The following is a 23,939-nucleotide window of genomic DNA, read 5'->3' as shown; positions in this document are numbered from 1 at the left end:
CGATATATTTTACTAAGGAAAATTAATGTCATTATTTTGTTTTTCAGAAAATCTTGTTTATTCTTCATCTCAGTTACCTTTAACATTAATTTCTCTTGAAGAATGGTCTATATTTTATGTAGATGGCATTGATAGTAAAAAATTTCTTCAAAATCAATTAACAATTGATATGAATAAATTAGAGAAGAAAAAATATAAAATATGTGCTTCTTGTAATTTAAATGGAAAAGTATATAGTACTATGCTTTTATTTCATTATAGAAAGGGATATGCTTGTATTATAAGAAAAAGTTTATTTAATTTGCAAATTAAAATATTTAAAAAATATACTATTTTTTTAAAAGTTACAATACATTATTTAGAGGATATTTATTTATTAGGTTTATCTGGAAAAAATTCTAGATTATTTTTATCTAATAAATTTTTAGAAGCACCTTTTGATAGTACTCCTGTAATTTATAAAAAAGATACAACAATACTTTATTTTAATATACCATGTGAACGATTTTTATTAGTTTTAAATTTAAGAAATTTTTTATTTTTAAAACAAAAAATTAATAAGAATATTTTATTAAATAACAGTAAGCAGTGGATATCTTTAGATATGGAATCTGGTTTTCCAATTATTAATAAGAAAACATCTCAAAAATTTTTACCACAAGCAATTAATTTAGACAAACTTCAAGGAATAAGTTTTAATAAAGGATGTTATTATGGACAAGAAATAATAACTCAAGTTTTTTATAAAAACACAAATAAGTATAGATTATTTTTACTATATAGTGATGGTAAAATACAACCTGAAATTGGTGAAATTATAGAAACTAAAATATCAAATAAGTGGTTTAGAGTCGGTTTTATATTATCAATAGTACATGTTTTTCATAATATAACTTGGATTCAAGCTGTATTAAAAAAATCTATAGATTTTGAAAATTATTTTAAAGTAAATGGTTTTAAAAACATCTTTTTAATTAAAAATTAGTATTATTTTAATTTTTTATTTAATCTATATATAATATTTTTATGTCTATAAAAACATTTTTATAAAATTTAGAAAAAATACTTTTAAAATATTATGTCACAAGGTATTCTTTTTATTATTTCAGCTCCTAGTGGAACAGGGAAATCAAGTTTAATTAAGGGATTATTAAAAAAGAAATTATTGTATAATGTTCAAGTTTCTATTTCTCATACTACTAGAATTATGAGACCAGGTGAATCTCATGGAAAGCATTATTATTTTATATCAAAGAAAGAATTTAGGGTAATGATTAAGAATCAGTCTTTTTTAGAATATGCAAAAGTATTTAATAATTATTATGGTACTTCACGTCAATTTATTGAAAAAATGTTATTATCTGGAATAGATGTTTTTCTTGATATCGATTGGCAAGGAGCTAATCAAATTAGATATAAAATACCGAGTGCAAAAAGTATTTTTTTATTACCTCCTTCTAAAGATATATTATATAAAAGATTAAGAGAAAGGGGTCAAGATAGTGATACAGTAATTTCAAAAAGAATGGAAAAAGCTGTAGATGAAATGAATCATTATTCAGAATATGATTATTTAATTATTAATGATAATTTTGAAAAAGCTATTAATGATTTGAAGACTATTATTATTGCTGAACATTTATGTTTATTTCATCAAAAAAAAAAACATAATGTATTAATTACTAAATTACTAAGTAATTAAAACATAAATAAATTATTTTATATAATTCTATTAATCTAATAGAATTATATAATAATAAATTTTTAATTTATTAAACTATTTTATTTCTTTTTGATTTTTTTCTTTCGTTTTCTTTTAAAATTTTTTTTCTTAAACGTATTGAGTTAGGTGTGATCTCTACTAATTCATCATCATTAATAAAAGATAATGCTTCTTCTAATGTAAATTTTTTAAAAGTTGTTAAAACTATTGCTTCATCTGTTCCTGAAGCTCTCATATTAGTAAGTTTTTTACCTGTTAAACAGTTCACAGTTAAATCATTGGAACGATTGTGAAGTCCAATAATTTGACCTTCATATACTTCTGTTCCATGCCCTATAAATAGTTTACCTCGTTCTTGAAGATTAAATAAAGCAAATCCTACAGAAGTTCCGCTTTTATTAGAAATTAAAACACCATTGGTTCTTTGTCCAAGATTATTTTTTATTTGATTTTCTTCATAATGACTAAAAGATGTATGATATACTCCAGTACCTGAAGTAATATTCATAAATTCTGAACGAAAGCCTATTAAAGCTCGACTTGATAAAATATATTCAAGACGTACTCTATTATTTGCATTAATTATCATATTTTTTAATTCACCTTTTCTTTCTCCTATAAATTTCATAATATTACCTTGTTGTTTTTCTTCGATATCTAAAGTAAGAAACTCATAAGGTTCTTTTATAATTCCATCAATTTTCTGAAAAATAATTTTTGGTCGAGATACTTCTAATTCAAATCCTTCTCGACGCATATTTTCAATTAATATAGATAAATGTAATTCACCACGTCCTGATACAGAAAAAATATTAGTATCTTGTGTTTCTTGAATTTTTAAAGCAACATTATGCATAGTTTCTTTTTTCAGTCTTTTTAAAATTTGACGAGATGTAATATATTTACCTTCTCGACCAGAAAAAGGTGATGTATTAACTGAAAAAAACATATTTACTGTAGGTTGATCAATATTTAGTATTGGCAACGGTTTTAAATTATCTGGATGACAAATTGTATCAGAAATATTTAACTTATTAATACCTGTAATTGCAATTATATCACCTGCTTCACCTTTATCTACTTCTATTCGATTCATTCCAAAATAATTTAATATTTTATTAATTTTTCCATTTATATGTTGACCTGAGCAATTAATTATAGTTACTGATTGATTATTTTTTATATAACCTTGTTTTATCCTACCAACACCTATTAATCCTAAGTAATTATCATAATCTAGTTGTGAAATTTGCATTTGAAATTTTGCATTAGGATTTACATTGGGAGCAGGTACATATTTAATTATTGCTTCATAAAGTGGAATCATATTATTTTTTAATTTTAGATAGTCATTACCAGAAGTTCCCAAAATGGCAGATGTGTATATAATTGGAAAATCAAGTTGTTTATCATTAGCATTGAGTTCAATAAATAAATCAAATACTTGATCTACTACCCAATTAGGACGAGCATTTTTACGATCAATTTTATTAACAACTAAAATAGGATTTAAATTATATTTAAAAGCTTTTTGAGTAACAAATCTTGTTTGCGGCATTGGCCCATCTAATGCATCTACTACTAATAATACTGAATCTACCATAGAAAGAATTCGTTCTACCTCACCACCAAAATCTGCATGTCCAGGTGTATCTACAATATTTATTTTATATTTTTTCCATCTAATAGATGTATTTTTAGATAATATTGTGATCCCTCTTTCTTTTTCTAATTCATTAGAATCCATAATACGTTCAGTTTTTTCTTCATGTTCTTTAAAAGTTCCTGATTGTTGCAGTAATTGATCAACTAATGTTGTTTTTCCATGATCAACATGTGCTATAATAGCAATGTTTCTTATATTTTGATGCATTGTGTATTCCTTTATTGTAAAAAATAGATATGATTTTGATATATGACAAATAGTTTTAGAAAAGTGTAAATTTTGAGGATATTTTATAATTAAGTATAATAATTATATTTTAATATTTTAAAGTGTATATTAGATATATTTTATTTTTTTAATAAGGTTGAATTTTGTATATTATAAATTATAATAAAACTTTTTTTTTAAAAAGTGCAGCTAAAATATCAGAAATAAATATTAAACATGGAATTGAAATTGCTTTTATTGGTTATTCTAATACAGGGAAATCAAGTGCTATTAATTTTTTAACAAATCAGAAAAAATTAGCTAAATGTAGTAAAACACCTGGTCGTACTCAGTTAATTAATTTTTTTCAAGTATTACAAGATTTTAGAATAGTAGATCTTCCTGGTTATGGTTATTCTAAATGTCCAGTATCAATAAAATTAAAATGGGAAAATTTAATATATAACTATTTAAATAAAAGAAAACCTTTGAGAGGTTTAATTTTTTTAATGGATATTAGAAATCCTTTAAAATTACATGATAAAAATATTATTAATATAATTTTAAAAAATAAATTACCTGTTTTAGTATTATTAACTAAATGTGACAAGCTTACATTAGGTCAACAGAAAATTCAATTTCAAATTGTATATAATAAATTAAAATATTTGTTGAATAATTTTGATATTGAGTTATTTTCATCATTTAAAAAAGTGGGTATTTCAAAATTAAAGTATCAGTTAAATTTTTGGTATAAAAAATATTATAATAGTTAAATTATATTTTTTTTTGTTTGATATTATATATTTTAATTAAATTAGATAATTTTTTAAAACTCATTGTTTTTAAAATAATATCTTTAGAATTTATATAAATAGGAATATCTAATTTTATTTTTGCTAATTGATATGATAAAAAAGCAGTATCTTTATAAATTTTTAATTGTTTTACAACAATTTTAGAATTTCGTAAAGATAAATCTTTTATTTTTTCAAGGTTATTATAAATATTTTCAATATTTGAAAATTTTTGCAATAAAAATAAAGCAGTTTTTATACCTATTTTAGGAACTCCTGGAATATTATCTGAAACATCTCCCATAAGTGCTAAAAGATCAATAAATTCTTTAGGATCAATTCCATATTTTTCTTTTATTTTTTTTGGAGTAATAGTTTCATTTTTAGTTATATTGAAAATATGAATATTTTTTGTTAAAAGTTGTATCATATCTTTATCATGACTTACAATTAAAACATTTTCTCCAGATTGCTCAACTTTATGGGCAAAACTACCAATAAGATCATCTGCTTCTATACCAGGTATACTTAAAGTTTGAATTCCAATTTCTTCTAAAATTTTAAACAGAGGTTTTATTTGTATATACAGTGAATTTGGCATTGATGGTCTATTTTTTTTATATTCAGTAAAGATTTTGCTTCTAAAAGTTTTTTTAGATGAATCAAATATAATAATAATTTTTTTTGAATAATAATATTTCATTAAAATATTTTTTATTGTTTTTAACATACCATATATTGCTCCATATGGATTTTCTTGATTATAGTTAAAATATTGAAAGGTAAAATAAGATCGATATAAATATAAATTTCCATCTATTATAATTATTGGTTGTTTTTTTATATGCATTTTTTTTATCTTATAAAGTTATTTTTTATATTTTAATATTTACTTGTTTTTTAATAAAAAATTTATTAATTTAATATATTTTTTTGAAAAATTGTTTTTAAATAATACTTCTAATTTAGAAAATTCAATTATATATTTTCCATTTATTAACATTGTAGGGATAAAATTTAATTTTGCTTTTTTAATATCATCATTATGTTTTTGAATTAGTATTTTAATAAAAAAACTATTCCAAAATTGATTATATTTTTTAATACTAATTGAAGTATTTTTTAAGAATATTTTTTTAATATTATCAACATTTTGAATAGTATGAGTTTCTTGAATTCCTTGAAAAATAGGTATTATTATTTTATCTTCAACACCCATTTGTTCTGCTACTATCCATGCTTTTGTTAGGATTTTTCCTAATTTTCCTCCTAAAAAATTCACGTGGTACGTTTTTATATTTATATTTTTATTTTTCTTTTTTTTTATTAATTTATAAATATTATAATTTTTTTCAATTTCATAACAATATGGGCAAAAAAAAGAAAAAAAATTCATTATTTCTGGAACATCAGAAATATTTTTTTTTCTTATATTATATTCTTTTTTATTACTAAATTCGCAACTTAAAGAATTATAAGAAAATAATATACTAAATAAAAAAATTAATAGTTGTTTCATAATTTTATCCAAATTTAAATATTTTAAAAAACGAATATAATTTATAATTTATTTCAATAAAATATTTTTTATATAATAATAAACAGTTTAATTTAATATTTTTTATAAATAAGTTTATATTTTCAACTAGATATCAAATAATAAAAAATAATTTTATTTTTAAAGAAATTAATCATACTTATATGATAAAATAATATTTATCTTTAAAATCAAAATACCTTGATATGTTACTTTTTATCATATGGGTGATTTTTATGAATTATCTTTTGATGATGAAAATATATTTCTAGTATATTAAAAATTATATAAAAAAGGATATTAAAATAATAACGTTGTACCAATGGTTTGTTTTTCATGTCACACATCAGACTATTATATTTTTTAAATTAATTAAATTAGGTGAACCTATTGTAATATAATTAGATTAAAGATGAATATTCTAAAAATAAATTAACTACCTGAAAAGTAGTTTGTATAATTACTCTAGTTATTATTATAGATAAAGTTTTTCTTGAAGATACTAAAGATAATTTTATTGGGTTAATTTGGAAAGAAAATAATAAATTTGCATATACTATTTTAGATCTTTCTTTAGATTTTTTGGTTTTTATTAATACTGTTCTAAAATTCTTTAATTTCATAGATTAAACATACAAATTCTAAATAATTATTATATCCTGATAATTTGAAAGATGTTGAATTAATTAAAAAAATAAATTTTTTAGTAATCGTTATTCTTTATTGGATTTTGATTTAGATTCTTCTTATAAATTATTAAATTCAAAATTTAAAACTTGTAATTTAGATGGATTTTATATTAAAAAGAATCATTTTGTTATATGTTTTTCTAGTTGTTTATTGAAATATTCTAAATAAATATATATAAGTTGTTTATCTCATATTTTTGAAATGAATTTAACTATATGAAAATAGTATTTTTATAAATAAAAGTATTTATAAAAGTTTTGAAATTACTGAAAGCATTTCAAAAAAAAAAAAAAAAAAAAAAAAAAAAAAAAATTATTTTTATATTAAATAAAAAAAAAAATTTTGGGTAGTAAATTATTGAATAGATGGTTAAAATCTCCTTTAAAAGATTATAGATTAGTTAGAAAAAGACAAAAATGATTAATTTTTTAAAAATTTTTTATTAAGAAATACAAAGTATTTTTTGTCAAGTTAGTGATTTAAAAAAATATGTTCTAGAATTTCCTTAACGATAGCTCACCTCGTGATTTTATAAGAATGTGTTTTACATTAGAAATACTATTTTGTTTACATTTTATACTAAAACAAGTTAATTGTAATGATATAAAAACAGATAAATATTAGAATTGGAAATTTTAAAATAATAAAATCTTTACTAAAAAAATTTATTAAAAAAAAGTGTTCTTATATCTACTCGAGATAGAAATGTAATTATTTTACATTATAGTTAAAAACTTGATGATTTAAGAGCTTTAAAAAAATAATTCTTAAGAATATTTACAAAATTTGAAATCAAAGAAAAAAATTGATGATTGATTCATTTTAAATTAGATATAATACAATTAATTATTATTTTCAAATTAGACAATGTCATACATCAATTATTCCAAAATATTATATAAAGATAGAAGTTTTTAAAAAATACTGAGCGTTATACTATACTATTATTAAAAGAATATAAAAAAGTTAATAATATAAAAATTTCAGGTATTAATTTTAGATTAGAAAGAGTTTTGAATTGTTTGATATTATAGATCTGTTTTAAACAAAATTAAAAGATAGTTCTATAGTATTATCAGAATTAGATGTTTTAGTAAATTCATATGAATGTGTTATTTTTTTAAATTATATATATTCTAAATAACTAAAAAATACGATATTTTTTAATAAAATAAATAGTCAATATCCAGTTGTTAAATTTCATTTAGATAATCTATTTATCAGTAATTTTATTTTGTTAAATTAAAAAATTGATCATTACTTATCAAAAGATTTAATATAGCTGAAAAAAGTAAATATATGAGATAAATTAATTTAATTCTTATAATAGTTTATAAGGTAGTTTTATAATTGAAAAATATGCTTGTATTAGCCCTATTGATAAAATTTTTACGCATATTAATACATTAGATAGTTTAAGTAATGGTAAATCTATATTTATAGTAGAAACAAAAGAAATATTTAATATTTGAAATTATGCTACTTTACATAGTTTAGTATTAGTAGATGAATTAGATAAAGGTGTATCTACTAATGATGGATTATCCTTGGCTTGGTTATGTTCTGAGTATCTTATTTTAAAAAACAAAATCAATATTTTTATTTTCCACTTATTTTGTTAAATTAATAAAATTAGAATTAATTTATGAATATATAAAAACATGTTTATTGAAAAAAAATTACGGAATATCAATAACTTCATTATCTAGTATACCTAATATAATAATTGAAAATGCTAAATCTAAATTAATTAAATTAGAAAACAAGTAAACTTTTTATATTTAATATTATAATTATAAATAATTTCAATGTTTTTATTAGTAGATAAAAATTAATAATTTATGTAAATTATATTAAATTAATTATATTAATTTTATTTTTATAAAATTTAGGTATTTAGTATAATGAAAAATAAAAATTTTTTTAATTCTATCTTTCCATTAGATTCAAATCAAATAGAACTTTTAAAAGATTTTGAAAAAAATTGCTCTAATGTTCAGCTTGCTTGGATTTCTGGTTATTTTTGGAATTTAGCTAATCAAAATTCTTTTAATGATAAAAATAATATCAATGTACTTGATTTAGAAAAAAAAAATATAAATGACCATATAATTACAATTGTATCTGCTTCTCAAACAGGTAATGCTAGATTACTTTCAAAGCGTCTTAATGCATATTTAAATAAAAATAATAAAAAAACTTATTTAATTAAAGCTTCTGATTATAATTTTAAAAATATAAAAAATGAAAAATTTTTAATTTTAATTATCTCAACTCAGGGTGAGGGAGAACCTCCTGAAGAAGCTTTATCTTTATACAAATTTATTATGTCGAAAAGGGCTCCTAAATTAAATCATCTAAAATATAGTATATTTTCATTGGGAGATAGTTCTTATAATTTATTTTGCCAAGCAGGAAAAGATTTTGATAAGAGATTAAATGAATTAGGAGCTTCTAAACTGATAGATCGATTAGATAATGATATTGAATATGAAGATAATTATATAAAATGGTCAAAAGAATTATTATTAGTATTAAATAAGGTTAATATTTTATCATCGTCTAGTACGATATCATTAGAAAAAAATTCTAATACAATAAAAAATTATACAAAATATAGTCCTGCTGTAGCAAATATTATAAATAATCAGAAAATCACCGGTAGAAATTCTACTAAAGATATTCGTCATATTGAAATAGATATTAGTAATTTAAATATTAAATATAAACCTGGTGATGCATTAGGAGTGTGGTATAAAAATGATATTAATTTAGTAAAAAAGATATTAAAAACTTTATCTATAAAAAAATCTAGTTTAATAAAGTTTAAAAATAAAAAAATAAATATATTTGAAGCGTTAAAAAATCATTTTGAATTAACTAAAAATACTAAAAATATTGTAAAAAAATATGCTGATATTACAGAAAATAAATTTTTAAAAAATATAGTATCAAATGATCAATATTTAGAAAAATATGTTGAAAATACCCCATTAATTAATATGATTAAAGATCATCCTTATCATATTTCCTGCCAAGATTTTATTAATATTTTACGTCCTTTAACACCGCGATTATATTCAATTTCTTCATCACAAGCTGAAAATATTGATGAAATTCATATTACAGTAAGTGTAGTGAAAAAAAATATATCTGGAGAAATACATTTAGGAGGTGCTTCAGGTTATTTATCAGTGTTATTAAAAATTGATGATCCTTTAGAAATTTTTATTGAAGAAAATAATAATTTTAGATTGCCTGATGATCAAACAAAACCTATTATTATGATTGGTTCAGGAACAGGTATAGCTCCTTATAGAGCATTTATGCAACAAAGAGATAATGATAAATCAACTGGTAAAAATTGGATTTTTTTTGGAAATCCTAATTTTACTGAAGATTTTTTATATCAAATAGAATGGCAAAGGTATTTAAAAAAAGGATTGCTTACAAATATCACTCTAGCATGGTCGAGAGATCAAGAAAAAAAAATATATATACAGGATAAAATGAAGGAATGTGGAAAAGAAATATGGAATTGGATAGAAGATCAATCATATATATATGTATGCGGTTCTGCTTCTAATATGGCGAAAGATGTTCATCAAGCATTATTAGATATTATTAGCTATTATGGAAATATGAATATAGAAAGTGCAAATAAATTTTTAGATAATTTACGTTTAACTCGTCGTTATCAAAGAGATATATATTAATGATAAAAAATTTTAAAAAAGAAAAATCTTCAAATCTTACAAAAGAAGAGCATATTAAAAAAAATAGTAATTATCTTAGAGGTACTATTATTAATGATTTAAAAAATGAGATTACTAATGGTTTTACTGGAGATAATTTTTCATTAATTCGATTTCACGGTATGTATCAACAAGATGATCGTGATCTTCGTTTAGAACGTAATGAACAAAAATTAGAACCTCGTTATGCTATGATGTTACGTTGTAGATTACCCGGTGGGGTAATTTCATCTAAACAATGGTTAAAAATTGATTCATTTGCTACTAAACATACATTATATGGTACTATTCGATTAACTAACCGGCAAACTTTTCAATTGCATGGTATTTTAAAAAAAAATTTAAAAAATATTCATCAATTATTAAATCAAATAGGTTTAGACTCTATTGGAACTGCAAATGATGTTAATAGAAATGTACTTTGTACCTCTGATCCTATGGAATCTAAATTACATAAAGAATGTTATCAATGGTCTAAAAAAATTTCTAATTTTTTACTACCTCAAACAAAAGCATATGCAGAAATCTGGTTGGATCATAAAAAAGTTTTTAGTACTGATAATGAACCTATTTTAGGTGAAACATATTTACCAAGAAAATTTAAGACGACAGTAGTTATTCCTCCCTATAATGATGTAGATTTATATGCAAATGATATGAATTTTATAGCTATTACAAAAAATGATAAAATTATTGGATTTAATGTATTAATAGGCGGGGGGTTATCAATTACTCATGGAAATAAAAAAACTTGGCCTGCTCTTGCAGTTGAATTAGGGTATATTAATATTAATGATACTTTATCTATAGCTCAGGCTATAGTTACAACGCAACGAGATTGGGGTAATCGAACTGATCGTAAAAATGCAAAAACTAGATATACTATAGAAAATGTAGGATTAAATATTTTCAAGAAAGAAGTTGAAAAAAGAGCAAATGTTATTTTTAAACCAATTCAACCTTATTTTTTTACAACTCGAGGAGATCAAATAGGCTGGAAAAAAGATATTAATAATAATTGGAGTTTAACAATATTTATACAAAATGGACGTATATGTGATAATAAGAATCAATTGTTAAAATCAGGATTATTAAAAATTTCAACTATTCATAAAGGAAATTTTAGATTAACATCTAATCAAAATATTATTATTTCAGAAATATCAAATTCAAATAAAAATAATATTGAAAAAATTGCTATATCTCATGGATTAATTAAAAAAAATAGTAAATTGCGCGAGAATTCTATGGCTTGTGTATCTTTTCCAACTTGCCCATTAGCTATGGCAGAGGCAGAGCGAATATTATCATTTTTTATTCATGAAATAGAATGTATTATGTTAAAATACGGTGTAGAAAAAGAAATAATTATTTTTCGTATTTCTGGATGTCCTAATGGTTGTGGTAGATCTTTATTATCTGAAATTGGTTTAATTGGAAAATCAATGGGAAGATATAATTTATATATTGGTGGAAATAGAATAGGTACTAGAATTCCAAAAATATATAAAGAAAATATTACAGAAAAAGAAATTTTAATTCATTTAAAGTTTTTAATAAAAAATTGGTCAATTTATCGTAATGAAAATGAAGATTTTGGTGATTTTGTGATTCGAAAAAATATTGTTAAAGCAGTAATTAATCCTATCTACGATTTTTGGAATTAATAGTGAGAAAAAATGCCGTACTTTAATTATGAAAACATAAATACATTAGATTTTTCAAAAAAAAAAGAATTATTATCTGAATGTAATATGTTACTATCAAAATATTCAGTTGAAAAACGTATATCTTGGGCTTTAAGTAAATTACCTAGCGTGCATATTATATCTTCTAGTTTTGGTATTCAATCTATTGTATTATTACATCTTTTAATTAAACAAAAATCTAATATTCCTGTTGTATTAATTGATACAGGATATTTATTTCCTCAAACATATCGTTTTATTGATATGATAGAAAAAAAATTTCAATTAAACTTGAAAGTTTTTCGATCAAATATTTCTCCAGCATGGCAGGAAGCACGATATGGAAAATTATGGAAACAAGGAATTCGTGGAATTGATCTATATAATAAAATTAACAAAATAGAACCAATGAATATAGCTTTAAAAAAGTTATCTGTAAAGACATGGTTTGCAGGATTACGTCGTCAACAATCTAATAGTAGAAATAATTTACCATATATTTCTATTCAACAAGGAGTTTTTAAAATTCTTCCAATTGTAGATTGGTCTAATGACCATATTTATAAATATATTAAAGATAATAGTTTAGATAATCATCCATTATTAAAAGATGGTTATGTTTCCGTTGGAGACGTACATACTACTAAAAAATATAAACCAGGTATGTTAGAAGAGGAAACTCGATTTTTTGGTTTAAAAAGAGAATGCGGATTACACAATAATAATTAAATTTAAAATATTTAAAATTTACATTTTAATAGTTTTAAATTTTATATAATTTTTTTATTGTATTTTATAGGTTTAATATGGATTATTTACCTGTTTTTTTAGATTTAAAATCAAAAAATATACTTATTATAGGTGCTGGTGATATTGCACTAAATAAAATAAAAATATTATTAAGTTGTAAAGCTATCATTAATATTATTTCTCAAGATGTATCTTTAGAAATTCAAGATTTAATTAAAAATAAAAAAATATTTTGGATTTCTAAAGAATTTAAAATATCTTTTTTAGAAAATATGTTTTTAGTTATAGCAGCTACTAATAATACTAAATTAAATAAAAAAATTTTTGAAATATGTAATAAAAATAGAATATTAGTTAACGTGGTTGATGATAAATCAAGATGTTCTTTTATTTTTCCATCTATTATTAATCGGTCTCCTATAATCGTAGCTATTTCTTCAGCAGGAAAAGCGCCAGTTTTACTCCGTTTATTGCGTAAAAAAATTGAATCAATGTTACCTATAAAATTTGGAAATATTGCTAAAATTGCTGGAAAATGGAGAGAGATAGTTAAAAATAATTTTTCTAATATATTAGAAAGAAAAAATTTCTGGGAAAAGTTATTTAACAGTATTTTTATTCAATATGTAATTAATGGACAAGAAAAAAAAGCTATTTCTATTTTAAAAAATATGATTAAAAGACCCAATACATTAATTGGAGAAGTTATTTTAGTTGGAGCTGGACCTGGGAATAGTGATTTATTAACTTTAAGAGCTGTACAAGTAATGCAAGACGCAGATGTAGTATTATATGATAACTTAATTTCTAAAGATATATTAAATTTTATTCGTAGAGATGCAAAATGCATTTATGTTGGAAAGAAAGCTGGAATTAAAAGTATTACACAGAAAAAAATTATAAAATTATTAATTTTTTTAGCTAAAGAAGGAAAAAAAGTAGTACGTTTAAAAGGGGGAGATCCTTTTATATTTGGTCGTGGAGGGGAAGAGTTGGAAGCTTTAAAAAATGCTAATATTAATGTTCAAGTAGTTCCTGGAATCACAGCTGGAATTGGAATATCTGCTTATTCTGGGATACCATTAACACATCGTGATTATGCACAAGGAGTGATATTTATTACAGGTCATAAATGTTTTAATAATGTTTTAAATAATTGGTCTGTTTTATCTGATTCTTCTTATACTTTAGTGATATATATGGCTTCCTTAAAAGCTTCTGAAATTTCTAAACAGCTTATTTTAAATGGTCGTTTACAATCTACTCCAGTAGCTATTATTAGTCAGGGTACTACCATAAAACAAAAAGTTACTATAGGACGTCTAGATGAAATTGATAAAATATTTAAATTAACTATTAGCCCTTCTTTATTAATTATTGGAGATGTAGTTTCATTACATAAAAAATTAACATGGTTTAAAGATTCGACTTTATTTTAATAAAATAGTAGTACTAGATCTCTATAATAAAGATTTAAGGAAATATAATGTTTAAAAAAAATACTACTTATTTACGTCAGTTAGAATCAGAAAGTATTTATATTATGAGAGAGGTTGTAGCAGAATTTGAAAATCCTGTAATGCTTTATTCTATTGGAAAAGATTCTTCTGTTATGTTACATCTCGCAAAAAAATCGTTTTACCCAGGTCGTATACCATTTCCATTATTACATGTAGATACTGGATGGAAATTTAAAGAAATGTATACTTTTAGAGATCGTATTGTGAAAAATTCTAATTTAGAATTAATTATACATCATAATATGAAAGGTAAATTACTAGGTCTTAATCCATTTAATAGTAATATTTCTAAATATACTGATGTCATGAAAACAGAGGGGTTAAAGGAGGCAATAAATAAATATCAATTTGATGCTGCATTTGGTGGTGCTAGAAGAGATGAAGAAAAATCCCGTGCTAAAGAGCGTATTTATTCTTTTCGTGATAAATTTCATCAATGGGACCCAAAAAAACAACGACCGGAATTATGGTGGAATTATAATAGTCAAATTAATAAAGGTGAAAATATTCGTGTTTTTCCGTTATCTAATTGGACTGAATTAGATATTTGGCAATATATTTTTTTAGAAAAAATTGAAATTGTTCCTTTATATTTTTCTGCTATGCGTCCAGTTATAGAAAGAAATGGAATTCTTTTAGTAATTAACGATGAACGTATGAAAATTAATAAAAATGAAAAAGTGATGCATAAAATGGTAAGGTTTAGAACTTTAGGTTGCTGGCCTTTAACCAGTGCAATTGAGTCGAATGCTATTAATCTTGAAGATATTATTAAAGAGACACTAATAACTAAAACTAGTGAAAGAATGGGTCGATCTATTGATTATGATCAAAAAAATTCAATGGAATTTAAAAAAAGACAGGGTTATTTTTAAAAATATATTAAATATAGGTGAAATTTAACTAAAATGAACACTCATTTTAATACAAAAAACATAAATTTTTTCGATCATTTTTATAATTGGATAGATTTAGACAAGAAAAAAACATTATTAAAATTTTTAACATGTGGTAGTGTAGATGATGGTAAAAGTACTCTAATTGGTCGTTTATTACATGACACTAAGCAAATTTATGATGATCAATTATCTTCTTTAAAAAAAGATAGTAAATATCATGGTACTCAAGGAAAAAATCTTGATCTTGCATTAATAGTAGATGGTTTGCAATCTGAACGTGAACAAGGTATTACAATTGATGTAGCATATCGTTATTTTTCTACTGATAAAAGAAAATTTATAATTGCTGATACACCAGGTCATGAGCAATATACACGTAATATGGTTACAGGTGCTTCTACTTGTGATTTATCTGTTATTTTAGTTGATGTAAAAAAAGGATTATCTGAACAAACTTATCGACATAGTTTTATATCTACATTATTAGGAATAAAATATTTAATTGTAGCAGTAAATAAAATGGATTTAGTAGATTATAATGAAAAAATTTTTTTAAAAATAAAAAAAAATTTTTTATTATTTTCTCAAAAACTTCCTCAAAATTTAAAAATTTTTTTTGTTCCTATATCAGCTTTAATAGGTGAAAATATTGTATTTTCTAGTAATTATATGCCTTGGTATAAAGGTTATACATTATTAAAACTTTTAGAAACAATAGAAATAAATAATAATATTTATTCAAAAGAGATTCGATTTCCAGTACAATATGTAAATCGTCCTAATTCTAATTTTAGAGGATATTCAGGGACGTTATTTTCTGGTGAAATTTATGTAGGTCAATCAATTAAAATATTACCTGTTAATATTATTTCATCTGTTACTCGTATTTTAACATTTAATCAAGATTTAAAAATTGCGCACTGTGGTGAACCAATTACAATAGTATTAAAAGATGAAATTGATATTAGTCGAGGTGATTTTTTTGTTAATGTTGATTCTGTTATTCAACCTTCTCAGGAAGCTATAATTAATATTGTCTGGATGTCTAATGATTCTTTAGAAGTTGGAAAATCATATAATGCTAAATTATCAGGTAAAAAAATACGTGTTTATATTAAAGAAATCTTATTTCAAATTAATGTTAATACTTTAGTAAAAAATGAATCTAATTCATTACAATTAAATAGCATTGGTAGAATAAAAGTTATATTTAGTGAACCTGTTTTATTTGATGATTATAGAATAAATAAATTTACAGGTAATATGATTTTTATTGATGTTCTAAAGAATGATACAGTGGGTGCAGGTATGATTCAAAAATATAAAAAAGATAAATCAATTATTATTAAAAATAAAATGAAAGGTTTTGAATTAGATTTATATAATTTAATTTTAAAATATTTTCCACATTGGAATATAAAGAATAAATTATAGGTTTATATTAAAATGAATAATCAATTCAAAAAAAATATTATTTTTCAAAAATATGAAGTTACTCGTATAAAACGAGAGAAAAATAATATTCATAAATCTATTGTTATATGGTTTACAGGGTTATCAGGTTCTGGAAAATCTACTATTGCTAATATATTAGAGAATGTTTTATTTAAAAATAGTATTCATACTTATGTTTTAGATGGTGATAATATTCGATGTGGATTATGTTCAGATTTAAATTTTTCTCTTGAAGATCGAAATGAAAATATTCGACGTATTGCGGAAGTATCTAAATTAATGTTAGATGCAGGTTTGATAGTTTTAGTTGCAGTTATTTCTCCATATAGAAAACAAAGATTTATGGTTGCTAATATTTTAGGAAAAAATAATTTTTTAGAAGTTTTTGTTGATACTCCTATAAAAATATGTGAAGAACGTGATCCTAAAGGATTATATAAAAAATCTCGTCAAAAAAAAATTATTGATTTTACTGGAATTAATTCATTATACGAAGAACCAGAAAAACCAGATATTTATTTAGATGGAACTGTTTCTTTTAAAAAAAATATTAAAAAAATAATTAAAGTTTTATATCAAAAAAATATTATATGTTTTTCTAATATTTTAAAATAACAAAAAATTATTTCGAGCAATTATATGAAAATATTAAAAATATTTTTATTTTTATTATTTATTTGGTTACAATATTCACTTTGGATTGGTAAAAATGGTGTTTTAGATTATATTAAAATATATAAAAAAATTATTGTCCAAAAAAAAAAAAATAAAGAACTTGAGATAAAAAATAATAAATTAAAATCAGAAATTGAACAACTAAATAGTCATATTAAAGATTAAAAATTTTTTAAATTTATATTAAATAAAATTATATTTTAAATATAAAAATTAGGTATAAATTATGTTTAAGCATTGTTTTCAACCTAAAATTGTCGCTATTGTTCCAGCTGCAGGGGTAGGTAAAAGAATGTTATCTGGTATTCCAAAACAATATATCAAAATTAAAAATAGAACAATTCTTGAATATACCTTAATTGCGTTATTATCACATCCTAATATAGTTCGAGTTATTGTAAGTTTAAATAAACAAGATAATTATTTTAAAAAATTATCTATTTCATCTGATATACGAGTTGTTTCTGTTATAGGTGGTAATAAAAGAATTAATTCAGTTTTATCAGGTTTAGTTTTACCAATACATGAAAAATGGGTTATAGTACATGATGCTGTTCGACCATGTATAAGTTATCAAGATTTAGAAAAATTAATTTCTATTACTAAAAAGAGTAAAATAGGTGGTATTCTAGCAAGACCTATATCTGATACTATAAAATATGTTAGTCATAATACTAAAAAGATATCATACACTATTGAAAGAAAAAATATTTGGCATGCTTTAACTCCTCAATTATTTCCAATTAATTTATTACGATTTTGTTTAAAAAAAATAATTCAAAATAACATTGATATTACAGATGAATCATCAGCTTTAGAATATTGTGGATATAATCCATTAATTGTTCTAGGTAGTTATAAAAATATTAAAATCACTTTTCCTGAAGATCTTATTTTTGCTAAATTTTATCTTGAAGAATTATATAATATTTAAAAGGATATATATAATTATGAAAATTGGATATGGATTTGATTTGCATGCATTTGGAAGTTCAAATCCTTTAGTTATTGGTGGAGTAGAAATTCCTAATCACCAAGGTTTAATTGCTTATTCTAATGGCGATGTATTAATACACTCTATTATTGATGCATTATTAGGATCTCTTGCAATGGGTGATATTGGTACTTTTTTCCCAAGTAGAAAAAAAAAATATAAAAATATTGATAGCAGAATTTTATTAAAAAATATTTGGCAAAAAATTAAATTAAAAAATTATTACATATCTAATTTAGATAGTACTATAATTACAGAAACTCCAAAAATATTATCTTATGTTTTTTCTATGAGATCTAATTTGGCATGTGATTTAAATACTAAAATAAATCATATTAGTATAAAAGCAACTAGTGCTAATAAAGTAGGTTGTATTGGAAGGAAGGAAGGTATTTCCTGTCAATCAATTGTTATGTTGTTAAAGCGTACAAAGTAGTTTTATTAAAAATAATTGTATAAATAATAAAAGATAATATATATTATATCTATTTTAAATATTTTATAAAAATATATTTTATTAATATTTTTTATTTATAATAAAATGGTATAACTTGATGCAAATAAATATTTTTAAAAAAAAAATATTTTTATTAATATTGATATTGTTTTTTTATAATAATTATATATTTTGTAATAATTTTTTTAGAGAAAAAAATATTTTTTTAAATTGTAAGAAATTTAAAATATATTATTTTAAAAAAAAAGAATATTATAAATCTTTAAAAAAAAATTGTGAATTAATTAAAAAAAAAATAGATATTATTAATAGTAAAAATTATTTTAAATTTTTAAAAAAAAACATATTAAATGTTTTTTATATAGTAAAAAAGAAAGATACTTTATATTCTATTTCAAAAAATTTTCATTATAGTTTTGATCAATTAATAAGATATAATAATTTAAAAAAACCTAACAGAATATTAATTGGACAAAAATTGTTACTTAATCGTATATTAATTCATGATATTTTTAATCAAAATAAATCGATAATTACATTTTGTATTTTCTGTAATAAGAAAATTGGATTACAACATAAAATTTGTGAAAAAAAATGGAGTTGGCCTTTAAAGAATAAATATATGAGTTTTTTTTATAATTCTTCTAGTAATCAACAAGGTATTGAAATCAATGGTTTTGAAGGGCAATCTGTTTTTTCTATTTCTAAAGGAAGAGTAGTTTATGTTGGTGATTTTTTTAAAAATTATGGAAAACTTATTATTATTAAACATAATAGCGATTATTTAAGTATGTATGGATTTAATAAATATATTTTTGTTAAAATTAATCAAAAAGTAAATCAAGATCAAAAAATTTCTACTATTGGTTATTCAAAAAATAATTTATCAAAATTATATTTTGAAGTGCGATTTAAAGGTAGTCCTATTAATATATTCAATTTTTTTCCTAATATTCAATTAAAAAAAAATATAAATTTATAAAAATAAAATATGAAAATTACAACTATATTTCAAGATTTTAAATTTGAAGCAGCACATTTTTTACCTAATCTTCCTAAAGAACATAAATGTAGTAGATTACACGGTCATTCTTTTTATGTTCGTTTAGAAATTGAAGGAAAGATTAATGAAAATTTAGGTTGGATAATAGATTATAAAGATATAAAACTAATTTTTGAACCTATTTATAATCAACTTGATCATCATTTTTTAAATAATATTCATGGTTTAGAAAATCCTACTAGTGAAGTTTTAGCAAAATGGATCTGGGATCGTTTAAAACCGAAATTATCAATGTTAAAATCTGTTATGATTAAAGAAACGTGTACATCTAGATGCGTTTATAAAGAAATTTAAATGTTCTTAATTTAATTTATTTATGGAATATTTAAGTATTTATGTAATTGTATTGATAATTTCCAGTTATTTTTTTTGCATAAATTCAAACATATTTCTAATGCTTTTTTATCTTGATTAACCGGTTGTAAGTAAATCATTCGTTTCTTATTATCTTTTATACTTGATAATATTTCATATATATAAAAGATATCTTTTTTTTCAAGAATAGGAAATTTTATTTCATTAGAAACTATTATAGATTTTTCGGTAGGTTTTTTATTTTTTTTAGGAGATAAAGTAATCCAAGTATTCAAGGAGCATAAAATATTTTTAATTCCACTTGTTTCTATTTGACATTTATAACCATTATTTTCTAAAATTTTTGTTATATCTATAAGATTATATAAACATGGTTCTCCTCCAGTAATCACTACATGTTTAGAAGTCCATTTTTTTATAATTTTTAATATATCTTCAATATTTAATAAACTCCATTTTTTATTATTTTTTTTTTATTTACCATTTCATTAATAGAAATTTTTTCTTTTATAGAATGAGACCATGTATATTTAGTATCACACCATATACAACCTACTGGGCACCCTTGAAATCGAATAAAAATAGAAGGTGTGCCAATATAATAACCTTCACCTTGTATAGTTTCAAAAATTTCATTAATTGGGTATTTCATTATTTTTTCCATATATTTACGATTAAAATTAAGTTATATGAGAAACAGGTACATTTTTTTAAATACCTGATTCTCTTTATAAGATTTTTAATTATATAAAAAATAATTTAATTATTTTTTTAAACTATAAAATGGTGCTTTTTTTATACCTAATTGTTCTTCAATTCTAATTAATTGATTATATTTAGATATTCTATCAGAACGACTCATAGATCCTGTCTTAATCTGTCCTGATTCTGTTCCTACTGCTAAGTCTGCTATTGTAGTATCCTCTGTTTCACCTGATCGATGTGAAATAATAGTAGCATAATTTGCTTTTTTTGCTATTTTTATAGTTTCTATTGTTTCAGTTAATGTTCCAATTTGATTTAATTTAATTAAAATAGCATTTGCAACACCTTCTTTTATTCCTTTTTTTAAAAGTGTAATATTTGTAGCAAATAAATCATCTCCTACTAATTGTATATCATTTCCTAAAGTTTTTGTTTGATATAAGAATCCATTCCAATCAGATTCATTCTGACCATCTTCAATAGAAAAAATAGGATATTTTTTAGCTAATTTTTTAAAATAATGAGTTAACTCTTTTGAATTAAATTCTTTTTTTTCTCCTTTTAAGTTATATTTTTTATTATTTTTATTATATAATTCAGAAGCAGCACAATCTATAGCTAATGTGATATCTATACCTAACTTATATTTTGTGTGATTTATTGCATCTTGAATTATATTTAAAGCTTCTTCATTAGATTTTAAATTAGGAGCATATCCACCTTCATCTCCTACTGTTGTACTGATACCTTTTTTCTGAAGTAATTCTCCTAATTTATGAAATATTTCTGCCCCCATTTGTATTGCTTCTTTGATTGATTTTGCGCTAATAGGTTGTATCATAAATTCTTGGAGATCAATATTATTATTTGCATGTGCACCTCCATTAATAATATTAATCATTGGAAGTGGCATTGAAAAAATACCAGATGAGTTATTAAGTTCAGCAATATGTTCATATAAAGGTATTTTTTTTGAAGCTGCTGCGGCTTTTGCTACAGCTAAAGATACAGATAAAATTGAATTAGCACCTAATTTTTCTTTATTAGGAGTTCCATCTAAATCAATCATAATTTGATCAATATGATCTTGATAATTAGCATTTTGATTAATTAAAGCATGACAGATTTCGTTATTAATTAATTCGACTGATTTTAAAACACCTTTTCCCATAAAACGACTTATATCTTGATCTCTTAATTCTATAGCTTCAAATGATCCAGTAGAAGCCCCAGAAGGTACAGATGCTAAACCAATAAATCCGCCTTCAAGATGAACTTCTGCTTCTACTGTTGGATTACCTCTAGAATCTAATATTTCACGACCTTTTATTTTTTTTATTTTAGACATTTTTAACCTTTACATATTTAATATTTTTCTTTTTATATTGGGCAGCTGATTTTATAAATCCAATAAATAATGGATGACTATCACGTGGTGTAGATGTAAATTCAGGGTGGAATTGACAACCAAGAAACCATGGATGATTAGATATCTCTATAATTTCAACTATATTGTTATTTTTTGAACGTCCAGTAATTTTTAATCCAAATTTTTCTATTTTTTTTAATAAAATATTATTTACTTCGTAACGGTGTCTATGTCTTTCTAAGATAATATCTTTATTATATAATTTGCGAGATAAACTATTTAAGATTAGTTTACAAGGCTGACTTCCTAACCTCATAGTACCTCCTAAATTAGAATGACTTATTTTTTTATTAGTAATAATATTTTTTATATTATTTTGTTTTTTAATTAAATCAATTACAGGAAATTTACATGTAGGATCAAATTCTGTAGAATTTGCTTCTTTAATACCAATTACATTTTGTGCAAATTCTATAATTGCAATTTGCATTCCTAAACAAATACCAAAATATGGGATATTATTTTCTCTGGCATATTTAACTGATAATAATTTTCCTATTACACCTCTATCTCCGAAACCTCCAGGTATTAAAATACCATTAAGATTTTTTAAACATTGAGAATTTTTATTTTCTACTTCTTGTGAATTAATTAGTTTTATATTTACTTTAATTTTATTTTTTAAGCCTGCATGTTTTAATGCTTCTATTACAGATTTATAGGCATCAGGTAATTTTACATATTTTCCAATAATACCAATAACAATTGTACTATTAGAATTTTTTTCTTCATAAATAACTTTATCCCATTCTTTTAAATTAGCTTCAGGAGCTTTTAATTTAAAATATTCACAAATATAATTATCTAATTGTTGATCTTTTAACAATTTTGGTATTTTATATATTGAATTAACATCTTTTAATGAAATAACAGCATTTACAGGAACATTACAGAATAATGCTATTTTTTGTCGTTCATTTATTGGTATATTTTTTTCAGATCTACAAATTAAAATATCTGGTTGTATTCCAATAGATAATAGTTCTTTTACTGAATGTTGTGTAGGTTTAGTTTTAATTTCTCCAGCTGTTTTGATATAAGGTACTAATGTTAAATGTATATAGATTACATTTTTACGACCTAAGTCAACTGCAATTTGTCGGATAGCTTCTAAAAATGGTAAAGATTCAATATCTCCTACTGTTCCACCTATTTCTACAAGAATTATATCGCTATTTTTAGAACATAATATAATTCTTTTTTTAATAGCATCAGTAATATGTGGAATTACTTGAATAGTGGCTCCTAAATAATCTCCTCTTCTTTCTTTTTTTAATACTTCTGAATAAATGCTACCTGTTGTAAAATTATTTAAATATGTCATTTTAGTACGAATAAATCGTTCGTAATGTCCTAAGTCTAAATCAGTTTCTGCTCCATCTTCTGTAACAAATACCTCACCATGTTGTATAGGACTCATAGTTCCTGGATCTACATTTATATATGGATCTAATTTCATAATAGTTATTTTTAAATTTCTTGCTTCTAATATAGCTCCTAAACATGCTGCCGCAATACCTTTTCCTAAAGATGAAACTACTCCACCTGTAATAAAAATATAATTTTTAATCATGCTGAAATGTAAAAATATTAGTTAAAATAAAAAAGTAATTT

The 23,939-nt window shown here is 22.2% G+C and carries 23 protein-coding genes and 1 pseudogene; 16 read left to right on the top strand and 8 right to left on the bottom strand.

Annotation, left to right across the window (positions count from 1 at the left end; translation table 11 throughout):
- The first annotated feature begins 25 nt into the window (after positions 1–25).
- Positions 26–985: a tRNA-modifying protein YgfZ gene (gene ygfZ, locus AB4W67_RS02135; RefSeq protein WP_367682400.1), complete on the top strand. Its 960-nt coding sequence runs from the start codon at positions 26–28 to the stop codon at positions 983–985.
- Between the two features lie 93 nt (positions 986–1,078).
- Positions 1,079–1,702, top strand: coding sequence for a guanylate kinase (gene gmk, locus AB4W67_RS02130; protein WP_367682399.1), 624 nt, complete (start codon positions 1,079–1,081; stop codon positions 1,700–1,702).
- Between the two features lie 70 nt (positions 1,703–1,772).
- Here the strand turns inward: gmk and typA are convergent, their stop codons facing one another.
- Positions 1,773–3,596 carry a translational GTPase TypA gene (gene typA, locus AB4W67_RS02125; RefSeq protein ID WP_367682398.1) on the bottom strand — a complete coding sequence of 608 codons (1,824 nt, stop codon included), beginning with the start codon at positions 3,594–3,596 and terminating at the stop codon, positions 1,773–1,775.
- A gap of 164 nt (positions 3,597–3,760) precedes the next feature.
- Here typA and yihA point away from each other — a divergent pair, with 164 nt between their 5' ends.
- Positions 3,761–4,372, top strand: a complete 612-nt coding sequence (yihA, locus tag AB4W67_RS02120) for a ribosome biogenesis GTP-binding protein YihA/YsxC (RefSeq protein ID WP_367682397.1) — start codon at positions 3,761–3,763, stop codon at positions 4,370–4,372.
- A 1-nt stretch (position 4,373) separates the two neighbouring features.
- Here yihA and AB4W67_RS02115 read toward each other — a convergent pair whose 3' ends face one another.
- The 3 genes from AB4W67_RS02115 to AB4W67_RS02105 form a co-directional block, all read right to left on the bottom strand.
- Positions 4,374–5,243, bottom strand: a complete 870-nt coding sequence (locus tag AB4W67_RS02115) for a 5'-3' exonuclease (RefSeq protein WP_367682396.1) — start codon at positions 5,241–5,243, stop codon at positions 4,374–4,376.
- A gap of 39 nt (positions 5,244–5,282) precedes the next feature.
- On the bottom strand, positions 5,283–5,912 hold the full coding sequence (locus AB4W67_RS02110) for a DsbA family protein (protein ID WP_367682395.1): 630 nt from the start codon (positions 5,910–5,912) through the stop codon (positions 5,283–5,285).
- A gap of 419 nt (positions 5,913–6,331) precedes the next feature.
- Positions 6,332–6,553 (bottom strand): hypothetical protein, encoded by a 222-nt coding sequence (locus tag AB4W67_RS02105; RefSeq protein WP_367682394.1) that lies wholly within the window; start codon positions 6,551–6,553, stop codon positions 6,332–6,334.
- A gap of 1,413 nt (positions 6,554–7,966) precedes the next feature.
- Between AB4W67_RS02105 and AB4W67_RS02100 the strand changes: the two are divergent.
- From AB4W67_RS02100 to queD, 13 genes and pseudogenes are all read left to right on the top strand, one after another.
- Positions 7,967–8,242, top strand: a pseudogene (locus tag AB4W67_RS02100) (hypothetical protein).
- A gap of 282 nt (positions 8,243–8,524) precedes the next feature.
- Positions 8,525–10,336: an assimilatory sulfite reductase (NADPH) flavoprotein subunit gene (locus tag AB4W67_RS02095; RefSeq protein WP_367682393.1), complete on the top strand. Its 1,812-nt coding sequence runs from the start codon at positions 8,525–8,527 to the stop codon at positions 10,334–10,336.
- Positions 10,336–12,042 carry an assimilatory sulfite reductase (NADPH) hemoprotein subunit gene (gene cysI / locus AB4W67_RS02090; protein WP_367682392.1) on the top strand — a complete coding sequence of 569 codons (1,707 nt, stop codon included), beginning with the start codon at positions 10,336–10,338 and terminating at the stop codon, positions 12,040–12,042. The genes AB4W67_RS02095 and cysI overlap by 1 nt, the downstream gene beginning before the upstream one ends.
- A 12-nt stretch (positions 12,043–12,054) precedes the next feature.
- The gene (locus tag AB4W67_RS02085; protein WP_367682391.1) at positions 12,055–12,792 is read left to right on the top strand and encodes a phosphoadenylyl-sulfate reductase; all 738 of its coding nucleotides are present in this window, start codon (positions 12,055–12,057) and stop codon (positions 12,790–12,792) included.
- Between the two features lie 77 nt (positions 12,793–12,869).
- Positions 12,870–14,252, top strand: coding sequence for a siroheme synthase CysG (gene cysG / locus AB4W67_RS02080; protein ID WP_367682390.1), 1,383 nt, complete (start codon positions 12,870–12,872; stop codon positions 14,250–14,252).
- A gap of 47 nt (positions 14,253–14,299) precedes the next feature.
- Positions 14,300–15,208 carry a sulfate adenylyltransferase subunit CysD gene (cysD, locus tag AB4W67_RS02075; protein WP_367682389.1) on the top strand — a complete coding sequence of 303 codons (909 nt, stop codon included), beginning with the start codon at positions 14,300–14,302 and terminating at the stop codon, positions 15,206–15,208.
- A gap of 33 nt (positions 15,209–15,241) precedes the next feature.
- Positions 15,242–16,666 carry a sulfate adenylyltransferase subunit CysN gene (gene cysN / locus AB4W67_RS02070; protein ID WP_367682388.1) on the top strand — a complete coding sequence of 475 codons (1,425 nt, stop codon included), beginning with the start codon at positions 15,242–15,244 and terminating at the stop codon, positions 16,664–16,666.
- A gap of 12 nt (positions 16,667–16,678) precedes the next feature.
- On the top strand, positions 16,679–17,302 hold the full coding sequence (gene cysC, locus AB4W67_RS02065) for an adenylyl-sulfate kinase (protein ID WP_367682387.1): 624 nt from the start codon (positions 16,679–16,681) through the stop codon (positions 17,300–17,302).
- A gap of 24 nt (positions 17,303–17,326) precedes the next feature.
- A complete protein-coding gene (locus tag AB4W67_RS02060) occupies positions 17,327–17,527 on the top strand; it encodes a septum formation initiator family protein (RefSeq protein ID WP_367682386.1) in 201 nt (66 codons plus the stop codon).
- Positions 17,528–17,585: 58 nt separating this feature from the next.
- Positions 17,586–18,296 carry a 2-C-methyl-D-erythritol 4-phosphate cytidylyltransferase gene (gene ispD, locus AB4W67_RS02055; RefSeq protein ID WP_367682802.1) on the top strand — a complete coding sequence of 237 codons (711 nt, stop codon included), beginning with the start codon at positions 17,586–17,588 and terminating at the stop codon, positions 18,294–18,296.
- A 16-nt stretch (positions 18,297–18,312) separates the two neighbouring features.
- Positions 18,313–18,792 carry a 2-C-methyl-D-erythritol 2,4-cyclodiphosphate synthase gene (gene ispF, locus AB4W67_RS02050; RefSeq protein ID WP_367682385.1) on the top strand — a complete coding sequence of 160 codons (480 nt, stop codon included), beginning with the start codon at positions 18,313–18,315 and terminating at the stop codon, positions 18,790–18,792.
- A gap of 118 nt (positions 18,793–18,910) precedes the next feature.
- On the top strand, positions 18,911–19,795 hold the full coding sequence (locus AB4W67_RS02045; RefSeq protein ID WP_367682384.1) for a peptidoglycan DD-metalloendopeptidase family protein: 885 nt from the start codon (positions 18,911–18,913) through the stop codon (positions 19,793–19,795).
- 9 nt (positions 19,796–19,804) lie between these two features.
- A complete protein-coding gene (gene queD / locus AB4W67_RS02040) occupies positions 19,805–20,170 on the top strand; it encodes a 6-carboxytetrahydropterin synthase QueD (protein ID WP_367682383.1) in 366 nt (121 codons plus the stop codon).
- Positions 20,171–20,190: 20 nt separating this feature from the next.
- Here queD and AB4W67_RS02035 read toward each other — a convergent pair whose 3' ends face one another.
- From AB4W67_RS02035 to AB4W67_RS02020, 4 genes are all read right to left on the bottom strand, one after another.
- Entirely contained in the window at positions 20,191–20,583 is a 393-nt protein-coding gene (locus AB4W67_RS02035; protein ID WP_367682382.1) for a hypothetical protein, read from the bottom strand.
- Positions 20,584–20,633: 50 nt separating this feature from the next.
- Positions 20,634–20,843: a hypothetical protein gene (locus AB4W67_RS02030; RefSeq protein ID WP_367682381.1), complete on the bottom strand. Its 210-nt coding sequence runs from the start codon at positions 20,841–20,843 to the stop codon at positions 20,634–20,636.
- Positions 20,844–20,954: 111 nt separating this feature from the next.
- A complete protein-coding gene (gene eno, locus AB4W67_RS02025) occupies positions 20,955–22,244 on the bottom strand; it encodes a phosphopyruvate hydratase (protein WP_367682380.1) in 1,290 nt (429 codons plus the stop codon).
- Positions 22,237–23,898: a CTP synthase gene (locus tag AB4W67_RS02020; RefSeq protein ID WP_367682379.1), complete on the bottom strand. Its 1,662-nt coding sequence runs from the start codon at positions 23,896–23,898 to the stop codon at positions 22,237–22,239. The genes eno and AB4W67_RS02020 overlap by 8 nt, the downstream gene beginning before the upstream one ends.
- Positions 23,899–23,939: the final 41 nt, after the last annotated feature.

Origin of the sequence: Buchnera aphidicola (Protaphis terricola), from assembly GCF_964059145.1 — a bacterium.
Taxonomy (GTDB): domain Bacteria; phylum Pseudomonadota; class Gammaproteobacteria; order Enterobacterales; family Enterobacteriaceae; genus Buchnera; species Buchnera aphidicola_BP.
This window is presented reverse-complemented; position numbering and strand designations above follow the sequence as displayed.